The 15,795-nt window shown below is 55.2% G+C and carries 11 protein-coding genes; 7 read left to right on the forward strand and 4 right to left on the reverse strand.

Annotation, left to right across the window (positions count from 1 at the left end; genetic code table 11):
• From MJ205_RS05580 to MJ205_RS05610, 7 genes are all read left to right on the forward strand, one after another.
• A complete protein-coding gene (locus MJ205_RS05580) occupies window positions 1-711 on the forward strand; it encodes an OmpA/MotB family protein (RefSeq protein WP_239811562.1) in 711 nt (236 codons plus the stop codon).
• Window positions 708-2,399, forward strand: a complete 1,692-nt coding sequence (locus MJ205_RS05585) for an EH signature domain-containing protein (RefSeq protein ID WP_239811563.1) — start codon at window positions 708-710, stop codon at window positions 2,397-2,399. The genes MJ205_RS05580 and MJ205_RS05585 overlap by 4 nt, the downstream gene beginning before the upstream one ends.
• A 9-nt stretch (window positions 2,400-2,408) precedes the next feature.
• Window positions 2,409-6,170 carry an SNF2-related protein gene (locus tag MJ205_RS05590; protein WP_239811564.1) on the forward strand — a complete coding sequence of 1,254 codons (3,762 nt, stop codon included), beginning with the start codon at window positions 2,409-2,411 and terminating at the stop codon, window positions 6,168-6,170.
• Between the two features lie 400 nt (window positions 6,171-6,570).
• Window positions 6,571-7,167: a hypothetical protein gene (locus tag MJ205_RS05595; RefSeq protein WP_239811565.1), complete on the forward strand. Its 597-nt coding sequence runs from the start codon at window positions 6,571-6,573 to the stop codon at window positions 7,165-7,167.
• Between the two features lie 166 nt (window positions 7,168-7,333).
• Window positions 7,334-8,413 carry a hypothetical protein gene (locus MJ205_RS05600; protein WP_239811566.1) on the forward strand — a complete coding sequence of 360 codons (1,080 nt, stop codon included), beginning with the start codon at window positions 7,334-7,336 and terminating at the stop codon, window positions 8,411-8,413.
• A gap of 3 nt (window positions 8,414-8,416) precedes the next feature.
• The gene (locus MJ205_RS05605) at window positions 8,417-8,722 is read left to right on the forward strand and encodes a helix-turn-helix transcriptional regulator (RefSeq protein WP_239811567.1); all 306 of its coding nucleotides are present in this window, start codon (window positions 8,417-8,419) and stop codon (window positions 8,720-8,722) included.
• A 229-nt stretch (window positions 8,723-8,951) separates the two neighbouring features.
• Entirely contained in the window at window positions 8,952-9,194 is a 243-nt protein-coding gene (locus MJ205_RS05610) for a hypothetical protein (protein ID WP_239811568.1), read from the forward strand.
• 39 nt (window positions 9,195-9,233) lie between these two features.
• Here the strand turns inward: MJ205_RS05610 and MJ205_RS05615 are convergent, their stop codons facing one another.
• The 4 genes from MJ205_RS05615 to MJ205_RS05630 form a co-directional block, all read right to left on the reverse strand.
• On the reverse strand, window positions 9,234-10,529 hold the full coding sequence (locus MJ205_RS05615; RefSeq protein ID WP_239811569.1) for a tyrosine-type recombinase/integrase: 1,296 nt from the start codon (window positions 10,527-10,529) through the stop codon (window positions 9,234-9,236).
• Window positions 10,530-10,611: 82 nt separating this feature from the next.
• Window positions 10,612-11,130 (reverse strand): hypothetical protein, encoded by a 519-nt coding sequence (locus MJ205_RS05620; protein WP_239811570.1) that lies wholly within the window; start codon window positions 11,128-11,130, stop codon window positions 10,612-10,614.
• Window positions 11,127-13,361, reverse strand: coding sequence for a hypothetical protein (locus MJ205_RS05625; protein ID WP_239811571.1), 2,235 nt, complete (start codon window positions 13,359-13,361; stop codon window positions 11,127-11,129). The genes MJ205_RS05620 and MJ205_RS05625 overlap by 4 nt, the downstream gene beginning before the upstream one ends.
• A 3-nt stretch (window positions 13,362-13,364) precedes the next feature.
• Window positions 13,365-15,752: a hypothetical protein gene (locus MJ205_RS05630; protein WP_239811572.1), complete on the reverse strand. Its 2,388-nt coding sequence runs from the start codon at window positions 15,750-15,752 to the stop codon at window positions 13,365-13,367.
• Window positions 15,753-15,795 lie beyond the last annotated feature (43 nt).

A 15,795-nucleotide genomic window follows, 5' to 3' on the forward strand; every position in this document is an offset into this window, starting at 1 on the left:
ATGGTGGGGACCAAAATTTTCATAAAGCGCGGTGGACGAGATGAGGCGGAGAAACCGTTCTGGATTTCCTTCGCAGACCTGATGACTGCGCTGATGGTTTTATTCCTGGTGGTGATGGGCGTGGCGCTCCTCGCTGTAACGAAGAACGTTACCGAGCGCGAGAAATTGGAAGAGCAACATCGCAAAGACATTGAGCGCATTCTCGAGCGATTCACGGAAGTGGCAAAACGCTATGACGGAATCAAGGTTGACAAGAAGCGACAAGCTATCGACTTCGGTGACCGAGCCCGATTCGCTTTTGGTAAATCCACGCTTACGTCTGACCAGGAAAGTGTTTTGCGGCAGTTTGTGCCGGAAATCCTCACTTTGGCGAATGACGATTTGGGAAAGCGCGTGCTGAAGCGTGTTGTCGTCGAAGGCTACACGGATAAGACGGGCTCCTACCTCAAAAACTTGAACCTTAGTTTGCAGCGCAGCCAGCGGGTTCTTTGCAGTATGTTTGCGACCACCGGTACAAACATTCTGACCACCGCGCAGAAAGAAGATGTTCGAAACCTCTTTCTTGTTGGTGGCTACTCGTTCAACGCCGCCAAAGAGACCGACGAAGAAAGCCGCCGGGTTGAAATGCGGATGGAGTTCTTGGGGGTGAAAGAACAACGAGCACCAGCACCGGAGGCTTCTGGAGACTTTGGGGAGTGTGCACTGCGATGAGCCCTCTCGAGCATCTGGCTTCGCTGCTAAGAGTGGGAACTGACGAAGGCTCGCGCGAACTGGCAGTTTCCTCTGCAATCGATGCCGTATTGGTACAAATACGAGACAGCGCCAAGGGGTCTGCCCGGCAGCCTCCGTCCGAAGAGCAGCAACTCGACGCTGTGCGCAGGTTCTGGCAGAGCCAGGAAGTCGCATCTTTCCGAGATGCCTACTTGCTATCTGGGGGGCTGTGCCTGCCACACAAGCAGGATGGTCCCTGTGTTTTGGAGGACCGTCATCGGCTGGAGGCTGTGCTAGATGGGGTCGATAGCTGGACGTCCAAGCGTCCAAGTGCATTCCGTCGCTGCTATTGGGGGTTAGCTAAGAGCTACTTCACCTACGACGTTTTCGATGGCAAAGCACCCGCAACCGCCCGCAATAATTGGAAACTGCTGCGTGACTACTTGCATGACAAGAATGGTGACATCAAGGACAAGCAGATAAATCCAGACTGGGTAGCTACTGCCATTGGCAACAGGCAGCTGTTTGGAGAGGACCCCTGTGCCCCTTATATCAGTCAGCTATTGCAGGGTGATACCAGTGCTATTGACCATCTCTGCAAAGAGCTGGGTATCGACAAAGCCTCTTGGTTTCTCCGTGAACTTGTTCTAGGCCAAATCCGTGGAGCAACGCAGCTGAGTGATAGCCAGTTCAAAGGGTTGCTACCCAGGATGCTGGAGCTTCTCGCCAACAACGATGTGCTGCGAGACCGTGGCCTTGTCATGCTGCTGGACAGGTACGTGAAAATTTCCGGTATGCATCTGCAGCAAAACCTGCGGGACTGGTCGGTGCTTTGGTGGGGCAATCCATGGCTCCCTTCCAATGAAACCCGTTGGGGTGGTGTCGTGCCGGAGGCACGGTCGATGGTTTCCGATTGGCTCAAGCTGGAGTTCATTGAGACTTTCTTCACCAAACTGGCGGAGGACGGATTAGGTGACCGCCGGCGCCTGGAGTTCTGGACGCGCTACGTTAAGGCCATTGACCATATCGAATTTGCTCTTGGGTCGACGGCACGAAGTGCTCAGAACCAAGATTTCGTTGCTCTGCGCAAGAAGATGAATGGGCTTATTTGTAATCTTGAGGCATCAACCAGCAACAACGCATTCATTATGCGGATGGGAAATTTGGTCGCAGTCGAATTCAGTGACATGGGCGCCCTATATGGCTATGACGCACGCATGTCAGTTCCCTTTGATACTTCTAAACCACTACGCCTTGATAGGTATTACAGCAACTCGCTTAAGCAAAAAGACCGCAGCATTCTTTGGTTCCCTCACAGGGATGGCATCAACGGCTGGGCTCGGTGGGAGCATATGTTCGAGGCGAAATTGCACGAGGAATTTGGTATTCAGCCCTTGGCCGGCATGACACCAGTTACTCGTCCCGTTGCTGTGCCTCCTCCTGTACGACCAGGGGGCACACCGACTCGAGGCCAGCCTGGCGGCAGCGGTGCAGCAGTGGATTTTCCTCAGCACTACAACCGGTTTGCATTGAACAAGCTAGCTCACCGACTGGGCTTACGCATTGAAGATAGAACGCCCAAAGGAGGAAGCCTCTGGGTACTCGCAGATAACTCCAACCAGCAAGTCTCCGAAACGCTGTCCTCCTGGGGCTTTCAATACAAGGCTGGCAAGGGCTGGTGGAAATAACAAAAGAACATGTTTCAGCTATTCAAGAAGAAAACTGCATCTCCGTCTGAATGGGTGCGCCGCTGGTCACCGACGGGTCTGGCTATTGCACGTGGCCCAGGCCATGGCGGTGGCGTGCATCTGCGCGACCCAATGGTTGGAGGATTTCTAACGCAGCTGGTAGACGACGGCCTCGCGGTGGAAAACGAAGATGGGTTTCTTCTGGGATGGGATGCGCTTTACACGGCCGTAGGCGATGCCGCTTACGCTTCGCTTCCTGATGTGTTGTCGATGCCTCCATTCACCAAGGCTCGACCTGTGCTTCACAGCAGCAACTCGTTGACCGACGGAAATTTCTCCATCGCCCTCGCAGGCTGGAGAGATAGTGATGGGACCCCCCAGGATTGGGAACTCACGGGTCCATTGATGACCCGTGAAGACTCCACGGAGCTGATGCAGCCAAAGCAGTGGTCGCTCTTTAAAGCAGTTGTTGCCTTTGCCCGGAGACCTGCAGAGGAACGAACGGATATTGCACATCGACAAGCATGGGGCAGTATCCGAAAGCTTGCATTGCAGGCGGATGCCCAACTCGATGATTTTCTGTATCGGTCAGTAGTTCTGACCCCCGAGAAACTGGAGATAGGACTCCGACGTTCTGAAGAAATCAACGATGACCATGTGGTGGAGATAGAGCCCGGATTTGATGGGGCTCCTCACGACTGGTTGGAGGCGTTTGACCGAAGCAAAGACGTTCGAGACCGCTATGACATCGTCACACCGGAAGGAATCATCCAGGTTCTTGTGACGCCTAAGGTCCGTACGGTTCTGCAAGAAATCAAACGCCTGCCAGGCCGGCGAGTCGCAGGTAGCCGAGCCCAGGCTTTCTTGGTCAACCCTTATGCCACTTTGGGCGATGACGCAGTTGATGTCATCGTTGAGTCTCAGTTCGAGAAAGCCCGCGAGGATGCAGGGCTCGCATACGAACGATTCATTCCTGTATTTGAGCGAGATGCTTCGGGATACCCCCAGCGGGTGGGATTGCTCATCGAAACGGCTAGCTCGCACGGCCCTGCGACATCCCAGACCGAGTGGCTGGACGACGCTAAGCTCGGAGAGTTTGTTCGAACTCTTCAGGCCGCACTTGCCCGCAACTACCAACTTATTGCCTGGCAAGGATATGACCTCGAGGTGCAGGGCGATACGCCGCGCCATCTTGATGAACTCAAGGAGGCTCTTGCTCTTCGGAATACTCCGCCGACATTGGTCACGTACGCTCAGGTTCATGACCTCAGTGGCTACAGCTCACGTGTCGAAGGCATTGGCGTCGAGAAGCCTTACTACTCCCCCTACATCGCCAAGAAGGACGAAGGGGAAGGCTGGTTCCCTGAGAACGTTCTACCTGTGGTGGTTTACACACCGGCAGACGGCGGAGAGCCAGTAGCTGTCCCGACAAGCAAAGCAGCCATTGAGCAGCTCGAGAAATCGCTGGATGCGGCTAAAAAATCTGGCTTGTCGACCGTAAAGACTTCTTGGCTACCTCAGGACATTTCTTTGGATGATGCGACCACCATCGTCGAGACATTCAAGCAAGTCTTCATAGATATTGATGAAGGCCAGCCAATCAAGCCCCCATCAACCACCACCACAACAACACCAAAAGCTCCGAAAAAGCAGCTCGTACTGCGGGCAAATATTCAAGCTCTGGACTACGACGAGCTCCGCCGCGATGCTCTGGCGTCGGTTCCTCCTGAGCCCGAAGTGCCAAAGGCAATTCGTCCTGAATATCCTCTGATGAAGCACCAGAGAGAGGGCTTGGCATGGATGCAGCATCTGTTCAATCTGCAGGCCGAGTACCAGGTCCGCGGTGCTGTTCTTGCTGATGACATGGGCTTGGGCAAGACTTTCCAATTGCTTGCCTTGATGGCGTATCTCATTGAAAGAGACCCGGCCATTGACCCTATGCTCGTGGTTGCGCCGGTGTCACTTTTGGAAAACTGGGCCGAGGAGTCCCGCAAGTTCTTCAAGGAAGGTTCACTGCCACTGCTGACGGCCTATGGTGACGCGCTTGCATCTCTACGTGTACCACGGGACCAGGTGGACCAGCGACTGCAGACCGATGACGGGCTCGTGAAGTTTCTGCGGCCCAATTGGGTGGGTGACGCCAAAGTGGTTCTGACCACCTATGAGACGTTGCGAGACCTCGAATTTTCGTTTGCAGCGCAGAAATGGTCGCTGATGGTTTGCGATGAAGCGCAGCGCATCAAGAACCCTGCGGCGATGGTGACCCGCGCGGCGAAGAAGCAGAACGTGGCCTTCAAGATTGCCTGCACGGGAACTCCCGTGGAGAACACCCTTGCCGACATGTGGTGCCTATTCGACTTCGTGCAGCCCGGTCTTCTCGGTGCCCTGAACGATTTTGGACAACGCTACCGTAAGCCAATTGAGGCCAAGACGGACGAGGAAATGGCCCGCGTAGAAGAACTCCGCGCTCGCATTGCTCCGCAGATTCTGCGGCGAATGAAGGCGGACGTGGCTACGGAGCTTAAAAAGAAGATTGTTGTCGAGGAGTGCCGCAAGCTGATGCTGTCCAGCACGCAGCGTAATCTGTATGCGAAAGCAATCGAGAGCTTCAAGAAGCGCAATGACAAGGACCATCTCACTCCGTTTAAAAATCATCTCGGGTTGCTTCACTACCTGCGTTTGGTTTGCACCGACCCTCGGCCGCACGGTCTAAATGTCTTCAAGGGAGAGCCGACCAAGCAGTATCGGGAAAAGGCGCCAAAACTGGATTGGCTACTGAGCCAACTGAACCTGGTGCAGAAGAAGCAAGAAAAGGTCATCGTATTCTGTGAGTTCCGGGAGATACAACGACTCCTGCAACATTACATCGAGGCTGAGTTCAAGCTCAAGCCAGACATCATTAACGGCGACACGAGCGCTTCAGCCATTCATACCGCCAGCCGACAAAAGCGTATCAAAGCGTTTCAAGAGGCCCCTGGGTTTGGTGTTCTCGTCCTCTCTCCGGTTGCGGTAGGCTTTGGCGTAAACATCCAGGCGGCAAATCACGTGGTTCACTACACCCGTACTTGGAACCCTGCGAAAGAGGACCAAGCCACAGACCGTGCATATCGCATCGGGCAGAAGAAGGATGTCTTCGTCTACTACCCCGTGGTCGGGGCGGAAGACTTCATGACATTCGATGTAAAGCTGGACCGGCTGCTCACGTACAAGCGTGGTCTTGCCGAGGACATGCTCAATGGCTCGGGTGACGTGAGCCCTAGTGATTTCAGTATCGCGGATGTTATCCCTGGTGCAGACAGCTCAGATATTGATGAGCGCGTTACTTTAGATATGGCGCTGCGCATGAGCTGGCAGCATTTTGAATGTCTTGCATGTGTTCTTTGGACGAAACAAGGGTACGACTGCTACCGTACTCCTGACACGGGAGACAACGGCGTGGATGTAGTGGCCATGGCTGAACCCAAGGGAGTGCTACTTCAAGCAAAAAGCAGTGGCACGCAGGGAGCAAGTCTGGGTTGGGAAGCAGTGAAAGAAGTTGTCGCAGGAGAGGCGTTCTACAGGCAGCGGCATCCAGCGGTGGAGTTTGAAAAAATCTGCATCACCAACCAGTTCTTCAATCGGCAAGCGCATGAAAATGCCGCTCTTAATTCTGTTCAGCTGATTGACCAAACGCGCCTTGCGGAGCTTCTAGAGCGCTATTCGGTGACCATGCTGGAGGTTGAGCGGATTCTGTATTCCGGTTGGCGCGACACGCTTCCAGTAAAGGACTAACCTGGGCTATCGCTTTCGACCGAATGCAATCCAGCGCGCTGTATCCGTACGACGGAGTCGGTAGCGCGCGCAGTTGTACTCCTCTAGCTCGTCAAGCTCGTTGTTGAGGATGGCGCGGAGCGGTGACAGGTCAACGGCTTCTACATTGGCAGGCATGCACCAGTGCAGCAGCTCCAGGCTTCACGGTGTTGCATATTCCACTCAAACCTGCCACTCTTTCCTGTCCAAAGTCAGCCAACAATTCCAGCGGGAAGCCGCCACCCTGTTTAGACTGCACCCGGTCAAGAGCGGTCATCGATTTGGAGTCCTTTCTGAAGCGATGACATTGCATCTGTCACACTCCATTGTGCAGAAGCAATCCCTCTTAAATTGAGACGATGCACACCAAGCCAGCCTCATCATGCCGACCTATAGTTACTTCGATTCCTTTTCCACTGCCCTAACTCTTTGGCCATCAATGGGGATGACTCGTGCACCAGTGGTGAGTGCTGAACAACCTTCGCCGAAACTGGTGCAACAGGCTTATGCCTTTGTGCACGACCAATACCACATATGGCGCACCTCTATGCCTGAATACTTAGGCAACCAATGCATGGCGGTCACGACACGGTTGTACGGCTTACTCAACTCTCGAGGTATTAAAGCTGACATCGTCATTGGTTCTGTCGGCACCGAGCAAGGCCAATTTTTCCATTGCGATGTGCCGTACCTGCGTAGCATAGCAACACAACCGGTTGATGAAACTGCTCCTATCGACTTGCATGCATGGATAACGCTTGGAGGGGATTCTGTTATCGACTTCGCATTGCCATCCAAACTAGCTAGAAATCATGGTGCCCCCACAGACCTAATGAACGAAGGCTTTTGCGCTGATGCGACGGGCATGGCGAAACATATGGGGCTGTACTACGAGCCAATGCTTGTAGGCAGTCAATACCTTGCATTGGTGAACTCGGTAGACCCTCACGACCTACTCATGCAACTGCTCGGGAAATAGCCATTCACCTATATTCATGCCATTGAGCGAAGGTATGTAAATGACTGCTCTGGGTTGTTCAGCGACATCGAGACCGCAAGGCTAGAGCTGCGGCCCTGAACTAGCGAGAAATGGGGTAGGCTAGTGCGGGTAAAGCGTCAACCTCGTCATCAGCAACTGCGTCGCCGTGACCAACAATCTGGATATTGCTCTTTCTTCCGATGCTGCTTTAGACGCCGGAGCATCCTTCAAACCCAACGAGATGATGGCTTGGGCTAAGGACGAGCAGTCGGCGCTGGTGTTCATTGGCCAGATTCCGACTGAATTCACAGGGCTCAAATGTGACTGTATCTGCTACGGCTGTGGCCAGCAGGTTGTCGCCGTCAATGCGGGGGCCAAAACGTTCGTCCGAACGCCGCACTTCCGGCACCGCGAAAGAGTACCGGGCCTGACTTGCAGCCTTGCGCTGGCTGAAGAACTCATTGCTGGGCAACTGGCGGGTCTCGCCGGCATCGAGCTTGAGCTTCCGGCCCGTCCAGTCAAGGTTAGCGTTAGAGGTTTGTCTGGAAAGGAGTATTTGTCCAAAGAGGTCTTCCCTTCTGAGCAGGTCAGGGTTTCGGTGGTTCAGCTCACGACTGACGCGCAGGCTCTAGTCACCCTGGAAGACGGTCGGCAGCTATTGGTGACACTGGATGGGAACTTCAATTCCCAAGAGCGCGGCACCCCCACCATTGTGGTCCGCACCGATGACCCAGCCATCGCGCGCATGTCCCTCGAAGAGCTGCGTAAGCGCATCACCGTCCTCATTGGTGCCGGCACTTGGGAAGGGCCATTGTTCGACCAGAGTTTCACAGACGCGCGAAGAAAGCAGCTGGAACAGGAAGCCATCGAGGCCTTGGACTTCACCCCGGAGGAGGCAGTAGCGGAGATTGGACGTTCGCCCGAGCCAGAGACGCTCCTGCACTGGACGGCCAAGGAGCTGCTCAAGGAGATTCCGCGCATCGCAGTTCCGCCTCTTAGAATTCCGTACCTCACGAGCTATGGGAGGAAGGGTGTGACTCAGCGCGATTGCGAGGTCCCCGGAACCACCCTCCATCTCAGTGACATACGACTAGAAGCCCGCCTTGGCCAAACTCGGCCGGACGTCCAGGCCAACGCCACCGGAAAACCGTTCAGGAGCGAATCCTTGAGCAGTGCTCAGGCCGAACATCCGAACGGTGCAACCGATATGATGTATCACATCCTTAACTTTTCTTCGAAAAAGTAAAGCATGATTAACAAAATTGGAACCACTCTCAAGGACTATCGCAAAGTACGAGGGCTGACTCAGCTAGAAGTCGCTCGACGTACTGGCTTGTCTCGCGTCACCGTCAATCGGATTGAGAACGGGACGGTTGACCCCATGGATTCCACTGTTCAAGCCTATGTCCGAGGTTTGAACGCTGAACTACTGGTCGTACCTCGGGAGTTGAAGCCTCAACTGGAGGCGTTTATCAAGTCTGGCGGGCGAATGGTGGGTCAGCCGGAAGGCGCTGGAGCCCCAAAGTCTGCGGTCCAACTAGCTCTAGAGAGCTGACCAGAAAATACAGTATGAGCTGTCTGGGGCGGACAACTTATGTTGCACGGAACAATATCGCCCTAGGACCTGTGCTCATAGGCACGCATCGCTCCCGCGAACTGGTGCTCCGAGTTTTGGAATGACTTTGTGGTTATGGCGCCCATGATGCTGGAAATTCACCGGTGAATGCTGTATAAATAAACAGTATTCATGGGGGATGACCATGACAGTAACTAGGACCATGAGCATGAACACCGAATCTACCTACAAGTGGCATATCCAGCGCGCATGGACATGGACTACTAAACCACACTGTACCGAAGAGGAAGTCAAAGCCGAGCATCCGGAAGCTATTCGGCTGCCGGGGACACTGCTCGAACGCGTGCGGGAGCCAGCATTGATTGAGCCCACGAGGCGCCCAAATGGTGGCGTACCGCTGCCTCCCAGGGACTTCATGGCGGAATGCGACCCTAAAGACATTCCTTTCTAGGCTGGTCGCCCTAGTCAGGGGGCCTGGATGATGCCGAGCTCATCGTTGGCGCCCTTCATGCTTCGTGATGGCCGTGGTCGGGTCGGAGCTTTTTTTGAGTGTTTCTTGTGCTGTCGCAGGAGTCTTAGAGTCGTATTCGGCTCTTCGTTGGCTGAGTAAAGCCTCAGTGTGCGCAAGTTCAGCGGATTTTGCTTCGAGCAGTTGCTGGATTGTCAGCAGCTGCTCAGTGCCGCCTTGTCTTGCGAGTCGTTTTCGCGCCAACGTCAGGTAGGGCCGTAGCGAGTCGATGTGCCGGTGTCCCGCGCGCTCGGCCACTCTGCGCAGCACAAGCTCGAGGTCGATTTGGAGCTTTTCCCCTGGGTATGACGCGACACGAGCTTGCTCTAACATCAGTTCGGCTTCGAATAACCTAGTCAAATAGGTGGCGCGAAGGCGGTGGCCATGCCCTTTGACTTGAGCCAGTTCAAAGAGGCGAGTCAGCAGATTACTGATAGCCTTGGGCTTCAATGGGGCACCAGTCTTGTTTGATAGGAAAACTTCCTCTGGCTCCTTGTATGCTGTGCCGTACTTGGTGCGAAAACGGTCGACGATTTGCTTTCGTGGACCCTCAATGTACTCCCGGGTACGTTCGAGCAATTCGGGTAAAGCGCCCGCATGCCGTGGACGACTTCCCTTGGTGGCCGTCAGCAGAACCTCGACGGCATGCATGCGCCCGGCAGCCGCGTCGATGGAGTCCCACGAGGGAATCTGTCCGAGCGTGAGGGCCTGCCATTCCATCCGTCTAAGGCCTACCTGAATGTACCAGTCGAGTAGCAGGTGATTGCGTTCGGCGACCTCTGAATTGGCTGCGGTATCTATCGCCGCGTGCAGTTGACCAATGTCGTCGGTTTCCGGTGTTGGCAGGATAGGCGTTGCTGGTTGGCGTGGACGAAGTGCAGACACGATGCCAAACTTGGAGTTGCTGCGCCGGAAGGGGCCTCCCTTAGCCGACCGGGAGGAGAGCTGGGGACGGAATGGGTCATGGTCGTTCAAGCCCGGGATACGGACCATCTGGTTAACATAACCCTCGCTTTCCAGCCATACATACAGGTCGAACACTGCGTCGCATCGGGCTCCACGCGTCGAATCAGCCGCTTTGGTTTGCGCGTTCAGCCATTCCAGCAGGGCTGCATCGTTCACCTCGTCGAAGGGCAGCCCGCGTGATGCCAAGTGATTCCAGAAGTGGAGGATGTGCTCGGCGTACGTTTTGGCCGACGAGATTTTTAGCCGGCCATAGACCACCTGCCAGCGGAGGTAATCACACACGGGGTCCACGAACTGGCCGTCTTCGTTCACCAGCAGAGGGACTCCGGGATAGCTACGCTTGGCAAAAACGAACCGCTCGTCGGTGTATACGAGGCGGCACTGACGCGTTGGCCTACTCATTACCGTTGGAGTCCGAAACACCCAATTTCCGGGGGCGCGGAACCAGCGCGACAACGTTCGGAGAAAACTCCGACAGTCTTCGCAGTTTCTCTCTTAGCCTTACGTTCTCCTCCTTCACTGCCAGTAATTCAGCACGGGTGGCAGAATACTGGTTTGCAAAGCACTGGGCGCGTTCCTCGAACTCCGCTAATCGTCGCTTCAGCGATTCTTCAGCGTTTTGGCGGCGATTGCTTCGGGCTTTTCGCTGGGCGGCCCGCTCCAGCAGGTGTTCCATGTTTCGCCGCAGCTCAATGTATTCGGAGTCGTCCAAATATACGACTGAGCGGGACAGCGCTACGACTCCAAGCTCGGCATCCTCCCAGGCAGTGAATGCAGCGACGGAAAGTCGGGCAGGAGCCTTGTGCAGCTCGCCATCGGTCAAGAGCCGCTCCAAGATTTCGAGCTTGGTTCGAAAGGCCGCCAATGTGGCTTCGCGCCGCCGAATGGCAATGGCAGGAGCCTTGGGTTTCATCTTGATTGCTCCGAGGCGACCGATTGTGCAGGCAAGGATTCAAGATACTTCACGATGTCGCTGCACAAGGTTTCGCTCGCTCGTTTCAGCATTGGTGCCGCACTGGCGGACGTCGCCAACCTGCGGTGTCGGGTTAGCGTCCGTTCCAGGTAGGGCTTGAATTCGACGCTTCGTACGTTGCGGCTGCACTCTACGCAGGTCGAAAGAGTCGCTGTTTCCGGAGCGGCCGGACCGGCGCCATTTGTGCAACGTGCGGTAGGGCCTTTTGCTTGTGGCGATGCGCAATATCCCCAGGGAAGCGCCTTTAGCTCGAGGCCGGTTCGCTCGACGAGTCTCAAAACGCGCTGCTGAAGCTTTCGCTCGGGCACGATTTGGACGCTGTGGGCTAGTCGGGCATAGAGCTTCCGAAGCGACTCATCCAGCCGGGCACCGCTGGCCCCAGCCAAGTGGACGTTGCCAGCTGCCACACTCGCAAGAATTTCCGCAGTGCGCTCACGATTTGCCTGGTGCAGGATACCTCCGAGTTCGGCATCCGTGACGTACCGGCGTGTCATCTCGAGGTCGAAGTGTCGCAAGTGATAGGCCAATGCGCCCCAGTCGGCGAGCTCATAGCACCAAACATAGAGGACTGCGAAGAACCGGCGGAACTGATGCGGGTGGAATGACCATCTCGACCCATCCGGAAGTGGCGGGACATCAACGAAGTATCCAAATTCTCGAATAAGCCGGTTAAGCTTGGGCACCGGTACACCGTCACGACCCATGCCAACTACGACGTTTGTCCCGGGAACGTTAAATTGGAATAGATAGTTGGTGCCCGTGATGGCTCGTGCCCGCGCGCTCAACCGCGAAAGAACTGCGACTGCCGCCGCCACAGCTTCAGGGACCGGAACCTTACCGTAGGATTGAAGGGTTTTGTGGATGAACGACGTCAGCCACGGTCTTCCGGTGTCATCACGCTCAATGCAGTCGAGTTGCAGGCCAACGATTTCAGCTGCCCTTCTGGCTGAGAACGCTGCGATGACGGTACCGCATGCGGCGGTTAGATATTGAAGTGCGATTTGCAGTGACATCTCAGTCCCTGGAAGCACTGGGCAAATGGTGCCAAGAGCACTATCCGAAAGACGCTCGCTGCGTAGGCCTTGCCGGAGTGGAAACGGAGACGCAGGTAAATGGGCAAGCTCACTCCCGAGTGTCTCCTCCACTGGCCTACCTTCGTCGAGAGCCTCTTTTGCGTCGAGGATATGCGGAGCGTAGTCGATGACCCATCGGATGGACCGCTCAATGAGCGTGGCGCCTTGCTTGACCGGGATAGTCTTCGTCCGACCGATATCTGAACCTAATCGTTTGGCGATATCTTGTAAGGCTTGGCCCTGAAAGGGTGGCGCTGTCAGAGCGTCATCAAGATTGCGACGATGCTCATAGAGCAGCTTGAAAGGAATCAGAAGCCTGCGTACTGCTTCGGTCGTCAGCGAACGTTCCTCGGCCGCATCGATGTCAACTCGCTGAGCTGCACGTCTACGGATGACGGTGCTTACATTGAGGCCAGTTTCGAGCTCGAAGTCATCGAGCATCTGCAGCAATGAACCTGAGTTTTGCAGACTGATGCCATCTAGTCCCGCATCACACATCAGCTTGACTCTGTCTAGGCTAATTACACCGCCACTATGCGAGCTGCACGGAAGCGCCATGAGGGATTTATTACGACGGACATCCAGAGAGTCTTCCTCGTTGAATGCCGCTTGCACTTTGATGGCTTGCAAGTAACTTGCGAGAATGCCCTCAGTGTTCAGAATCTCGTGTATTCCACCGACACTCAGGTTCGCGTACTCCCACTGGTCAGCTGCAGTCAGGTCAGAAAATCGTGCGATGTGGTTGATGTCCATCCAGCGAATGAGGGTCAGCAGGCTGTGAGCGCGTTGCTCGAGAACTGACCCACTCTCCACTCGCATCAAGGGTCCATGCCGAGTTCCGAAGAGTATGCGCTTAACTGTTTCCAGAAGATGCGGGAGTTCGGACAGTCGACGACCGCTTCGAAGACCAATGTCGAATCGAAGGGTCTTGTTCGCTTTGTCCCCCGTGTCTGTAACGACCCAGGTGTTGGATGCATAGGGGGTCAGCAACCATTGCGGGCGGTAGCCACTCCCTGTCAGCAGGCAGCGCGGAATGGTGTCGTCGACAATCTGGTTGGTGATGGCTGTAGACGAGGAAGAACGACGAGTGAGGGCCATGGTTCAATCCAGTGGAATCTGGGCGTATTCGGCCCTTCGCTCATTTGCAAGGGACGCAGCTTGTGCGTACACAGCAGCGCACTCGCCCTCCTTGAGCTTTTGTAACGCGACGTTGGTGAACGCCAGCCAGGGCAGCCAACGTTCTTCCCAGTCTTCCGGGAGTAATGCCGTACCTCCCTCTGCGGTTGTATTCAGGTATTCGTTGAATAAAATCAGGTCGGCGACGTTGTCTACTGTCGCTACGACCCAGCGCATTTGACAGTCCCAGCATTTATCCATCCGCGTGCACTGGTCGCCAGAGCGTGTGCCAGGCTGTACACCCGCCAAGGGGTCAAGACAAGCAACCCCCAGACCCGTTCGCGCAGCTTCGGACAGCAGGGTGTTGAATTCCGCTTGGCTAATCCCGAGCTTGGCAGCTGCACCATCGATGGTGACGATGATGATGCTCTGAAACCGGTCTTGGAATGCCCGAATATTAAGTGCGTAGCGCAGTTTTGTAGGGCTCCGCCCCGTGTAGTGTTGGAGCGTAGTTGTGGGCGTGGCGTGGTCAGCAATCGCTTGAGCCGCACTAACCAGGCCGCCGCTTCGGTGCTGAACATCCATCAGCACAGACGGTCGAATCATCGATGGAAGAGCGCTGAGACCTCTCAGTTCGTCATGACGTGACAGGAATGCGGTGAACCAACTCCGCGCATTCCATTCGGTAAGGCCTTTTGGAGAACCTCTAGTGTCGTGTAAAAGCAGCAACTTGGCAGTCTTATCGTCCGCCCGGGTATGGAATTGGGTTGCCATCTCTTGATACATCTGGATGGCCTGAACCAGAGAGAGGGAGCCATCCGGGCGCTCTATGTCGAGCTCGTCAGTGATGATGAGTCCTCCCGCTCGGTTCTTGGGACCCAGAATGACTTGCATTACTCCTGGATGCTTTGATTTGCGCAGGCAGTCCCAGGGAGTAGTCCGAGCAACCTCGCAATTGGCGCTGGTGTCGACCATCGTTAGAACCCAAAGCGCAAGTGTCGCGTGCTCGTGGGGATGCAGGTAAGCCATGAGATTGCGCCGACCTCCAAAACTGCGTGCGAGATGATGTATCCGTCCATTGATGCCTGCGATGGAACCCTCATACCGTGCCTCGATGTACCGCAGCGCATTCCCTAGTCGCTCCCTCTCCGGGGCGTCAACCAGCAACCGTGTGCTGTTTTGTCGGATTTCGGATGCTGACAAGGTCGGGCTGTCCAATGCTGCGACCAACGCGCTACCGTCCAGTGATGATTCCTTGTAGGCAGCTTCACCTTTTTGCCAATGCTCGTACCAATGCTTGAAATCGGCAGCAGCACACTGCCTCAGCATGGCCAAGCGCGATGCATTCAGGGCGTGAATTTCCTCAATCACTGCTTCCACCGGCAGGTCTCTGACGGCATCCGGTGACAGAGCCTGGGACAGCGACCTTAAATACTCGCGAGCCTCGCTCTTGTCATTGTCATCGAAGAAATCGACGAGTCGCTCAGATGCCGCCTCGATGGATGATTCCGTCGCATGGTCCAATAGGGTTAACTGAGCCAGCGTTCCCCGAGGCGTACTCAGGTAGCGGCTCTTGGCGTTCTTGAAGCCGCGGAGCCTAATGCTCGGCACCAGGCCGGAACCCGCAAACTCTGCCCAAAGGGCATTCATGCGGTTAATCCGTTGGTGCTGAGTGATGGGACGGCATTCACTCGCCTCTATGTCTGTGGTCAGGCTTTCGCGCCAGCCGTAAAAAACGGTTTCCCAAGTTTCTGCCGTAATGCAACGGAAGTCGTCGGAATCGAGTTGTTGATGAAACTCCCGTAAATACTCATTCGAGCGGCTATCTTGTAGATAGCGAAGCACACCCATCCAGCATTCATGAGTCTTCTTAGCTGTTGTCGCCGAGCGGGTGGGGTAGTACTCTTTAAGAAAAGCTGTGGTATGTAAGACGAATAGGCGACCAACGTCCCGATAAGAAGAGTAGTCGTACTCTCTTTCGTGCTTCTCGACGTGAAATGAATACGGCGTGTCGATTTTGGGAAGTGGGGGCTTTTGGTTCCAGCCGCGCTGCGTGAACTGCGACTGCCCCATTTTGGCTCTCTTGCTTTGTTGAGGAGGATTCAACTCGATGCGAGTATCGATGACATCTTCTCGATGTAAGATGAGGAGCAGCTTGTTCAGCGTCTGGATAGCCTTGGAGCGAGTCCTGAGAGTCCAATTCTGTTCATGAACCCATTCTTGTAGGTGGGCGACATATGCTTGCCAATCGCTGGCAGCGACACGGCTAGGGTCCGCGCCACAGGTGGACTTAGTGGCACCGAATGAAACAAGGGTAGTCAGAATGTTTCCGAGCCGAACGACATAGTTGTCGACCCAGGTTCGGAGATTCACGCCAGCTTCGAGACGTTGAGACCGGACGACCGCGCAGCCAGCA

Origin of the sequence: Comamonas sp. B21-038, from assembly GCF_022387135.1 — a bacterium.
Taxonomy (GTDB): Bacteria; Pseudomonadota; Gammaproteobacteria; order Burkholderiales; family Burkholderiaceae_C; genus Comamonas; species Comamonas sediminis.

Coding starts and splice junctions, on each gene's coding strand:
- MJ205_RS05580 (WP_239811562.1), top strand. CDS start 1: ATGGTGGGGACCAAAATTTTCATAAAGCGCGGTGGACGAGATGAGGCG.
- MJ205_RS05585 (WP_239811563.1), top strand. CDS start 708: ATGAGCCCTCTCGAGCATCTGGCTTCGCTGCTAAGAGTGGGAACTGAC.
- MJ205_RS05590 (WP_239811564.1), top strand. CDS start 2,409: ATGTTTCAGCTATTCAAGAAGAAAACTGCATCTCCGTCTGAATGGGTG.
- MJ205_RS05595 (WP_239811565.1), top strand. CDS start 6,571: ATGCCGACCTATAGTTACTTCGATTCCTTTTCCACTGCCCTAACTCTT.
- MJ205_RS05605 (WP_239811567.1), top strand. CDS start 8,417: ATGATTAACAAAATTGGAACCACTCTCAAGGACTATCGCAAAGTACGA.
- MJ205_RS05610 (WP_239811568.1), top strand. CDS start 8,952: ATGAACACCGAATCTACCTACAAGTGGCATATCCAGCGCGCATGGACA.
- MJ205_RS05620 (WP_239811570.1), bottom strand. CDS start 11,130: ATGAAACCCAAGGCTCCTGCCATTGCCATTCGGCGGCGCGAAGCCACA.
- MJ205_RS05625 (WP_239811571.1), bottom strand. CDS start 13,361: ATGGCCCTCACTCGTCGTTCTTCCTCGTCTACAGCCATCACCAACCAG.